The organism is Gaiella sp. (genome assembly GCF_039915195.1).
Taxonomy (GTDB): Bacteria; Actinomycetota; Thermoleophilia; order Gaiellales; family Gaiellaceae; genus Gaiella.
Genome location: NZ_JBDSNT010000116.1, coordinates 1 through 9,277, shown reverse-complemented (window position 1 = coordinate 9,277; position 9,277 = coordinate 1). Strand labels below are relative to the sequence as shown.

At 67.6% G+C, this 9,277-nt stretch carries 7 protein-coding genes; 2 read left to right on the top strand and 5 right to left on the bottom strand.

The features are described 5' to 3' along the window. Both ABIR74_RS11435 and ABIR74_RS11430 read left to right on the top strand, forming a co-directional pair. Positions 1-956, top strand: a 956-nt coding sequence (locus ABIR74_RS11435) for an MraY family glycosyltransferase (RefSeq protein WP_348178195.1), incomplete at its 5' end; no start/stop codon positions are given. Next, positions 953-3,094 carry a hypothetical protein gene (locus ABIR74_RS11430; protein ID WP_348178193.1) on the top strand — a complete coding sequence of 714 codons (2,142 nt, stop codon included), beginning with the start codon at positions 953-955 and terminating at the stop codon, positions 3,092-3,094. The genes ABIR74_RS11435 and ABIR74_RS11430, both read left to right, overlap by 4 nt. A gap of 128 nt (positions 3,095-3,222) precedes the next feature. Here ABIR74_RS11430 and ABIR74_RS11425 read toward each other — a convergent pair whose 3' ends face one another. From ABIR74_RS11425 to ABIR74_RS11405, 5 genes are read right to left on the bottom strand one after another with little or no spacing between them, the layout of a single operon-like run. Beyond that, entirely contained in the window at positions 3,223-3,987 is a 765-nt protein-coding gene (locus ABIR74_RS11425) for a glycosyltransferase family 2 protein (RefSeq protein ID WP_348178191.1), read from the bottom strand. Continuing rightward, on the bottom strand, positions 3,984-5,006 hold the full coding sequence (locus tag ABIR74_RS11420; RefSeq protein WP_348178189.1) for a glycosyltransferase family 1 protein: 1,023 nt from the start codon (positions 5,004-5,006) through the stop codon (positions 3,984-3,986). The genes ABIR74_RS11425 and ABIR74_RS11420 overlap by 4 nt, the downstream gene beginning before the upstream one ends. Next, positions 5,003-5,971, bottom strand: coding sequence for a glycosyltransferase family 1 protein (locus ABIR74_RS11415; protein WP_348178187.1), 969 nt, complete (start codon positions 5,969-5,971; stop codon positions 5,003-5,005). Before ABIR74_RS11415 ends, ABIR74_RS11420 begins: the two co-directional genes overlap by 4 nt. Further along, complete coding sequence (locus ABIR74_RS11410) at positions 5,968-7,044, bottom strand: glycosyltransferase family 1 protein (protein WP_348178185.1); 1,077 nt, start codon at positions 7,042-7,044, stop codon at positions 5,968-5,970. The genes ABIR74_RS11415 and ABIR74_RS11410 overlap by 4 nt, the downstream gene beginning before the upstream one ends. Next, the gene (locus ABIR74_RS11405; protein ID WP_348178183.1) at positions 7,041-9,119 is read right to left on the bottom strand and encodes a glycosyltransferase family 39 protein; all 2,079 of its coding nucleotides are present in this window, start codon (positions 9,117-9,119) and stop codon (positions 7,041-7,043) included. The genes ABIR74_RS11410 and ABIR74_RS11405 overlap by 4 nt, the downstream gene beginning before the upstream one ends. Positions 9,120-9,277: the final 158 nt, after the last annotated feature.

The window sequence follows — 9,277 nt, the reverse complement described above, 5'->3', positions numbered from 1 at the left end:
TCGCTCCGAACCGCGACATCTTCATCGTCGCGACGAGCCTCGCGCTTGCGCTCGTCGGGTTCATTCCCTACAACCTCCGGCTCAGCGGCCCGGCCCGGGTCTTCATGGGCGACTCCGGCAGCCAGCTGATCGGGCTCGTTCTCGCCACGCTCGGCCTGATGGCGTCGTACAAGGAGGCAGGAACGACGATCGCGACCCTCGTCCTGCCGATCCTGATCCTCGCGGTGCCGATCCTCGACACGACGCTCGTCACGACCCTTCGGCTCCGCTCGGGACGTTCGGTGACACAAGGTGGCCGTGACCACACGTCGCATCGTCTCGTCTACCGCGGGCTCTCGGAGCGCCGAGCCGTGTTCTTCCTCGTTGCCGTATCTGCAGCGCTCGGTCTGACGAGCCTCGCCTACGCCGTGCTCGACAGCGGCAGGATCACCACGATCGGAGTCCTCGTCACCTTCGCCCTGCTCCTGCAGTTCGCCGCCTTTCTCTCGGACGTCGCCGCAGCACCCGGCGAGTCGGGGCTCTCCGCGCGCGCGGGGCTCCTCGTCGACACGCTCGTCGACGGCGCGCTCACGGTCGCCTCGCTCTACGCCGCCTACGTCATCGTGATCGAGGGGAACGGCAACGAGATCCAGCGCCACATCTTCATCTGGACGTTGCCGATCGTCGTGTTCTGCCGCTACGTCGCGTTGTTCGTCTTCGGTCTCTATCGACGGGACCGGCGCAATTCGAAGGGCGCTACCCTAGTGAGGATAGCGGCCGCCGTGGCCACGTCGGAGCTTGTCGCGTACCTCTTCGTGACCAACACTCAGCCACCAGGCCACTTCCCGACCACGATCTTCGTTCTCGACGCGATCATCTGCTTCGTGCTTCTCGTCGTCGGCCGCCTTGCCGAGCGGGCGGGACTCCGGATGATCCGCTCCTGGAGACGACGTAGCGCACCCCCGGTAACCTCATGACCAACGAGACCCCCACTCCCCAGCAGTCATTCGAAGATCGGCTCCTGGCCGCTGCGCCACTCCTGTTTGCCTTCCTCGTGGTCTCGAGCCTTTACGTCTGGCAGGCGTCGAAGCACCCGACGCCGTGGCTGTTCTCAGACGAGCTCGAGTATGCGCAGATCTCGCGTGCGATCGCCGACACCGGGACGCCGGCGCGCCGCGGCGTCGAGTACTGGGGCGCGGGGCTGTTCCCGTGGCTGATCGCGCCATTCTGGTGGTTTGACAACCTTCAGACCGCCTACAGCGCCGTCAAGACGTTCAACGTCCTGATGATGACCGCGGCGATTTTCCCGACCTACGGGCTCGCCCGCATGCTGATGCCCCGCCCGTACGCCCTGATCGCGGGCGTCGGTGCCGTCCTCGCACCGTCGTTCATCTACACGGCGATGGTCATGCAAGAGCCGGTCGCGTATCTCGCGGTTGCGGGGAGCTTCTACCTCGGTGCACGCGCACTCGCGAGCCCGACGCGTTGGAGCATCCTCGCGGCCGTCGCCGTGAGCGTTGTGGCTCCGTTCGTCCGCGACCAGCTGATCGTCGTCCCGGCGCTGATGATCGCGGCCATCGGGGTGCAGTACACATGCTTCGGAAAGGGTCGCGCCCGACTCGAGGCTGCCTCGACAAGCCGACGGATCGGGATGGCAGTCGGGGCCGTGACGGTCTCCACGCTCGCGCTACTCATCGCCCGCTCCGGCTCAGCCGAGGTTGCGCTCGCGTTCGAGCGGCCCGGCACGATGCTCGACCAGGCGTTGTGGGCCTGGGGTGCGCTCGCGATCGGGCTCGGGATCTTCCCGGTCGTGATCGGCCTCGGGATGCTCGCTCCCACTTCGACTCTTCCTCGAACGCCGAGGCTCGCCGCGTTCACCTCCGTCTTCGTCGCCTCCGTCGTGCTTTTCACGGCCTACGTGGCCATCAAGGGGACGTATCAGGCTGCGACGTTCGAGCCTCGGATCACCGAGAGGAACCTCGCCTACCTCACACCCATCCTGATGATCGCCGTCGCCCTGTTCGCAGCGACCCGGGCGATTCGCCCCTGGACGCTCGCGATCGCAGCAGCCCTGACGGCATGGGCGATCAGCTCTGTGCCGATCAACCTCGCCGGGCTCGAGGGCGACGCTCCCGGGGTTGCCATCCTCTCGCGGATCAAGGAGGACTACGACCTCAGCCTCGACGGGATCAACCAACTCCTCTACGCACTCCTTGCCGTCTCGGTTCTCGTCGGCCTCGCACCGGCGCTGCTCGGTCGGCGTCGAAGGGTCGCCGCGTGGATCGTCGTGGCGGCAGTCATCCTTTCGATCGGCTGGTCGGCAAGGGCCGAGACAGTCGCGGCGAAGTACTCGAACGACTTCTCGGCTCTGTTTCTCGATGGGTTGCCAAAGCCCCTGAGCTGGGTCGACGAGGCGACCGGCGGAAAGCCCGTCGTGTACATCAGTCAGAAGATCGCAGATCCGAACGACGGCTGGTCGATGGAGTTCTGGAACCGCGGCATCCGAGAGGTCTGGAGCCTCGACGGAACGGCTCGGGGGCCAGGCCCCGTCCTCACACCGAATCTGATTGCAACCGACGGACGCCTCGTAGACGGGGTCGGGTACGAGTACGCCGTCATCAACAATGGGCTCTCGCTGGTCGGAACGAAGGTGACCGAGCATGGACTGCTCCAGCTCATCCAGATCGATCAGCCCCTCCGCTTGAAGGAATCGCTCGGCGGCGTCTTCGACGACGGCTGGATCGGAAGCGTGGGGCCGGCGGAGACGGTCATCGCCGACTACAACCGCTTCGACGCGTCGTCCCGGCCCGGCACCGTCTTCGTCACTCTCTCGCGCAAGGCGTTCTGCGGCCCACGGGCACCTGGCCGGGTGCTGATCGAGGTCGGGACGATGGCGCTCGGGCAGCAGAAGAACGGCGTCATCGACAAGGTCACCTCCCGAAACGGATGGGTCGTCGACAGCTGCGCCGAGCGCACCTTCCCCATCCCCACGCCCGGTGGGCCGTTCCACGTCAAGGTCTCGATCACACCGCCGTTCCAGCCGGCAGTGCTGGATCCGAGGGGCTTCGAGCGTCGCTACCTCGGCGCCCAACTCGGCATCATCTCCGAGCCCTAGTACGGCATCTCACGACGTTTGACAGGAACAGCATTCTTGTAAAACGCCGCACTCCCGCAGTCAACAATGGAGTGGAGTGTCCCGCAACGATCATTTCGTTCGACGTTGCGTGACATGCCGCTCGACGATCAGCGTCGCGCGACGAGCGCCTCCGGGTGCTTGCGCGCGTAGCGAGCCATGCCTCGGAGATGCCAGAGCGTGTGGCGCGAAAGGAACCGGCGATCGATCACAGCTGCGTAGGCGTGGGTCACGACGGCAGCGGGCACGTACCACCGCTCCCAGCCCGCGCGCATGGCGCGGTAGCACAGGTCGATGTCCTCGACGTAGTGGCGATAGCCCGCGTCCCAACCACCGAGCTCCTCGAGCATCGTGCGGCGTTGGAGGAGGAACGCACCGAGCATCCAGTCTGCCTCGACGGGCTCGGTCGGACGCTCGGCGAGGAGGTAGTGGTCGGTCTGACGTTCGTAGGGCGGATAGAAGCGGCGCAGAGGCGTCCGACGGACGATCGTTCCCGACACGGTCGGGAAGCGCCGACGGGAGGGCTGCCACGTCGCGTCGGGCCACAGCATCTGAGGCCCAGCGATACCGCAGCTCGGCCGCGACTCCATGAACGCGGCAAGGCGCGCAACCGCATCTTCGCCGGGAACGGTGTCGGGATTGCTGAAGAGGACGTGGTTTCCCACCGTCGCTGCGATTCCGGCATTGACGTTCGCGGCGAGGCACCGCGGGCTCGCGTTCTCGATCACCCGCGCGCCCTCCGGAACGGTGCCCACAGAGCCCGGGATGTTGGCGACGACGACGATCTCGTCCACCTGACGGGCAAGGGCAGCCAGCGAGACCTCCAGCTCCGCGGCGTGACCGTGCGAAACCACGACGGCGGAGACCGTCGTCATGCGAGAGCCGTCAGGTAGACCGCGACGGTTCGTTCAGCTGCCGCACGCCCCGAGAAGGATCGAGCGCGCTCGAGGCCGGCGGCAACAAGGATCTCGCGATCAGAGATCGCCCGGCGGATTCCGTCGACGAGACCTTCGGCGCCGTCGACGACGACGGCGGCACCACCGGCCACCTCGACGAGTGCTTCGTCACGGACGACCACGACGGGCGTCCCGCTCGCCATCGCCTCGAGCACGGGGAGGCCGAACCCCTCGTAGAGCGATGCCTGGACGAGACACGCAGCTCCGCGGTAGAGCGTCGCGAGCTCTTCGATCGAGACATGTCCTCGCAGAGTCGCACCGCCCTCGCGCAACTCCCGTGCCAGAGCCGAGTCCCGCTCAGGGCCGACGACGACGAGCGGCAGACCCACGGAGCGCGCGGCAGCAAGCGCCACGAGCTGGTTCTTGCGGCGCTGAACGGCGCCGACCGCGAGGACGAAGTCGCGGCTCCCACCTTCTCCGGGCACAAACACGGGATCGACGCTGTTCGGCGTGACCACGATCCTCTCGGCTGGAATGCCGTAGAGCTCGACGATGTCACGCTTCGACCGCTCGGAGACGGTGAGGATCCCTGCTGCTCGGCGGGCAGCCCTCGGAACGACGAGGCGGAAGATGTGCCTGTCACGACGGCTCATGAGCGTGGCGTCCCGCTCGAACGAGAGGTCGTGAATCGTCACGACAGCGGGGCAAGGGAGGCGAAGCGGGAGCGCGTACTGCGTGTGGACGAGCGCCGCTTCCTCGCTGCGCAGGAGGCGCGGCAACGTCCACGACATCCTGAGCTCCTGACTCCGGGTACCGAGCTCGATCGGCTCGACGCCGTCGGGAACGAGCTCGGGATGCCGTGTCACCGCCGCGATCCTGAGGCCGGCCGCAGCCGCAGGCACGGGGAGTTCCCGCAGGAGATTAAGAACGTACTTCTCGTCTCCGGTGCGATTTCTGCCGAGTACATCGGCATCCACGACGACGAGACGGAGACTCATACGAGCTCCCGCCAGAGCGCCTCGAGCGCATTCCCGGCTCGCGTCCACGTGAACGCGGCGGCCCGTTCGAGCCCGAGCTGGACGAGCTCGGAGCGACGCGCCCGCGCCTCCACGATTCCCGCTGCTATCGCCTCCACGTCGAGCGGGTCGACGAGGACGGCCGCGCCCCCGGCGATATCTTCCGTTGCGCCGCCCTTGCTCGTGACGACCGGTGCTCCACACGCCATGGCCTCGAGGATCGGAATCCCGAAGCCCTCGTACAGTGACGGAAAGACGAGGCACCGGGCACCGCGGTAGAGCGCTGCCAGAGCATCGTCTTCGACGCGGCCGACCCAACCCGGGACGTGGACGCCGCCCCATCCGGTCGCGCCGACGACGCGAACGTCGACGCCTGCGAGCCTCCCAGCCTCGACGGCGCGCGCGAGATTCTTCCGAGGCTCGAGCGTCCCGACGGCGAGAACGTAATCGCCCTCCTCAGCCGGGCCGTCTGTTGTGAAGACGGGGTCGACACCGTTCCCGATCACGCGAACCCGGTCGGCCGGGACACCGAGGACTTCCCCGAGTTCCGTCCGGGTGAAAGCCGAGACCGCGACAATGGCGTCCGCGGTGCGGACGGCCTGACGGAGAGCAAGCTGGCCCGTATGCCGATGCCACCGCGGGAACGCCTCGGGATACCGCAGAACCGCGACGTCGTGCACCGTGGCGACCACCGCGGGCCGGGCGCGCACGGGGACACGCATCGTCCCGCAATGCAGGACTTCGAGGTCGCGAGCGGCCCGTGCGATGCCGAACGGGTACCACGCGGTGTCCCGCAACACGGTTCCCGCACGGTTCGCGCCTCCAAAGGTCAGCTTGCGCAGGTCGAGTCCAGGGCGACCCTCGAGCGCACCGAGGAGCCCACGGAGGTGACGAGCGGTGCCGGCACCGGTCTGGACGAGGGGCGAGACGTCGATGCCGACCTTCACGTGAGGCCTCTCTCGACGAACGCCCGGAGCATCGTCGCTCCTGTCGCCGCCCAGGTGAACTGGGCAGCGTGCTCGAGCCCCGCTCGAACGAGCTCGTCGCGGCGGGCGACGGCTTCCTGGATGCCTGCCGCAATCGACTCGGGATCCATCGGGTCGACGCGGACAGCGGCTGGCCCGCACGCCTCGTCGAGCGATCGATGATTCGAAGCGACGACCGGGGTTCCGCTCGCCATCGCCTCGACGATCGGGATCCCGAACCCTTCGAACAGCGATGGGAACACGTAGACCGCGGCGCCACGGTACAGCGCCGGTAACGCGTCGGCCAAGACGTAGCCAGGGAGCACGACTCCGGCATCATCGAGGCCCTGCTGCTCACCCCACCCCGCGCCACCGGCGAGGACGAGCCGGTGCTCGCCATCGAGCAGGCGCCACGCGTCGACGAGACGCTGGAGGTTCTTCCGCGGCTCGAGCGTTCCGACACCGAGCACATACGGCCCATTGAACGACGTCTTCTCCCCTTCGGAAACGAACTCCTGTCCGACACCGGGGTACGCCACAACGAGACGTTCGGCCTCGATCCCGAGAGTCTCCGTGGCGTCCTCGGCCGTGAAGCGCGAGTTCGTGAAGATCACGTCGCAGGTCTTCGCTGCGTCGGCATCCTTGCGTCGATGCATCGCGATCGTTCGGGGCGTGCACCATTCCGGATGGTGGAGCGGGTTGAGATCGTGGATCGTGGTCGCCCGCAGGCCGCCCCGCTGAGGCGGGGTCATCCAGTCGGTGTGCAGGAGCGCATCGAAGGATCCGAGCAGCCGTTCAGCGGCGGGATGCCCGAGAATGCTCCAGGCGGTCCGGGCTGCATGCGAGGCGGGCAGCGGCCAGAGTCTCGTCTCGATCGGAGTCGGCTCGAGAGCCGCCCGGATTCGGCCCGGCCCCTTCAGGCTCGTCGGTGCAAAGGCGACGATCTCGTGCGTCTCACCGGCGGCCGCGACGATGCCCGCGAGCGAGCCGCGAATGTAGTTCCCGATCCCGGTCGGCGGGTGGGAGAGCGGCGAGACGTCGACGACGATCCTCATCGGGGCTCGTACGCGAACGCGTTGAAGTGAGCTCCGAGTACGCGATCGTCCGTATTCCCCGGGATCACTTCGCTCGGGATCGCGGTCGGCGACACGTCGAACCGAACGGTGCAGGTCCCCTTCCGTTGTGTGAGCGGCACGCGCAGCTTCGCCACCTCGTTCGGGACGACACGAACTCGTCTGCCCGCGGATGCGGACACCGTGTTGCCGTCGGGAAAGAGCTGTGCGTCGCCAGAGAGCGAGACGGTCAGCGTGCCGCCGCGGCAGTGCTCGCGGGACCACGTGACGACGGGGCCTGACCAGGTGTCGTTCGGGTAGAGCCCGGTCGTCGTCGTCCTTGCGAGAACGAGCGGGCCGTTGACCTTCCAGACCGTCATCCCGAGCAGCGGATCGCGCACGATGGGTCGCGCGTCCGGCTCGACGGACCCGTCCGTGAGGATGTATCCCGGCCGTACCGGCCGACCTCCCTCGAGCCTGACGATGCCGGTGCGCCCGTCGACAGACACAGGCAACTCCCCGACGCCTCCGTCGCTCGGGACGACCGTGTAGTAGACCTGCCCGACCCGGCGGTTGAAGAACTCGTTCTGGTTGACGGTGAACCGGTCGCTGCGCCTCGTCCAGAGGACCGCGACGTCGGAGCCTGCAGGCACGGCCCGGTCGATCCAGTCGCGCTCGACGCCGCGGATCCCCTGAAACAGCGCACCGGCCCCGGCCTGCCGCACTCCGTACGGGTACGGCCCGAACCAGATCGGGCGGGATGCGACGATCCAGTACACGAGCACGATGAGCGGGAGGACGAGCGCATAGCGGCGAGGCATGATCGCGAAGGCAGCGGCGAAGACAGCGGCACCGAGGAACGCAAGCCATTCGAGCCAGGTGATCTGCGTGTTGATCTGGATCGCCCACCAGGGGAGCAGCATCAGCGTGTCGGAGACGGCCGAGGTCGTCACGAAGCGGTCGAAGGGGATGGCGAGCACGAGGAGTGCCGCCGCAGCGGCAGCAACCGGTCCGAGGATCCGGGGCCGAGGAGCTCCCCGCTCGACCCACGCGAGCAACAGGATCACGAGCAGGGGCGCCAGGGCGAACATGTTGCGCTCCTGGATGCGATCGGCGAACCGTGAGGCGAACGTCCCAACGATGATGGCCGTCCAGCCGACCAGCGCGATCGAGCCGGCGAGCAGTACCTTGAGCGGTTCGTCCAGCGAGCGGGCGCGCGCCGTGAGGACGATCGCGGCTGCAACCGGAATCACGCCGACGTAGAGGTTGAGCTCTGCGAGGTGATAGACGACGAAGTGGAGCGACTTCCCGACGTCGTACTCGGCCTGACCGACGACGGCATACGACCCGAGCAGCGCACTCAGTGGCCTTCCGCGGGCAACTTGCCCGAGAAAGCCGGTCGCCGCCGCCACACCGAACGTCACGTACAGCCACCGGTACGTCCACACGGTCGCCCGGAACGCACCGCGGCGGAAGAGGCCGAGCAGGAGCGGCGCCGTGACGGCGGCGGCCGCGACCACGATCGCCTGCGATCGTGTCAGGTATGCGAGGCCGAGAGCGGCGAAGAACGCGACGTACCGCCCGAGCGAAGGACGCTCGAGCAGCGCCACGAGCGCGAGGGCGGCGAACAGGAAGATCGGGTAGTACGCGTTCTCGGTCATCACCGTCGCCGTGTAGACCATGGAAGGAACCGCGACCGCCATCAGCGCTGCGAGGAGCGCCGGCCACTTGGAGACGACCCTGCGCGCGAGCAGGTACGCCGGCACGGCCGCAAGCGACATCACGAGGCTGTTGATCGTCTTCAAAGCGGCGTACACCTCGGGGATGCGACCGAAGAGCGCATACGACGGCGAGATAAGGATCGGATACACGGCCCCGTAACCCCTTACCGGGAGCTCACGAACGGCGAAGCCGAGGCCGGAGGCGAAGCTCTTCGCCATCTCCGAATAGATGAGCTCGTCGACCATGATGAACGGCCCGAGCATTCCGCGTGCGAGCCACGCGCGGACGGCGAACGACAGCGCGACGATCGCGACGAGCCACGCCCAGGCAGGCACGGCCCGCAGGCGATCAGTCACCGAGATCGACCTCGGCCAGCCGCGCAGCGAGCTCGCGCGCCTCGCCCGATCCTGGCTCGATCCCGACGTCAGCCGCAGCCTCCGTCACCTCACGGAGGACGGCGTCGCCGACTGCGTCGCCACCCGCCACCCGCTCGAAGGCCGCGACGTACAGCTCC

Bases quoted from the DNA above. Each gene is read 5' to 3' on its own strand.
- ABIR74_RS11430 (WP_348178193.1), top strand. From the start codon at position 953: ATGACCAACGAGACCCCCACTCCCCAGCAGTCATTCGAAGATCGGCTC.
- ABIR74_RS11425 (WP_348178191.1), bottom strand. From the start codon at position 3,987: ATGACGACGGTCTCCGCCGTCGTGGTTTCGCACGGTCACGCCGCGGAG.
- ABIR74_RS11420 (WP_348178189.1), bottom strand. From the start codon at position 5,006: ATGAGTCTCCGTCTCGTCGTCGTGGATGCCGATGTACTCGGCAGAAAT.
- ABIR74_RS11410 (WP_348178185.1), bottom strand. From the start codon at position 7,044: ATGAGGATCGTCGTCGACGTCTCGCCGCTCTCCCACCCGCCGACCGGG.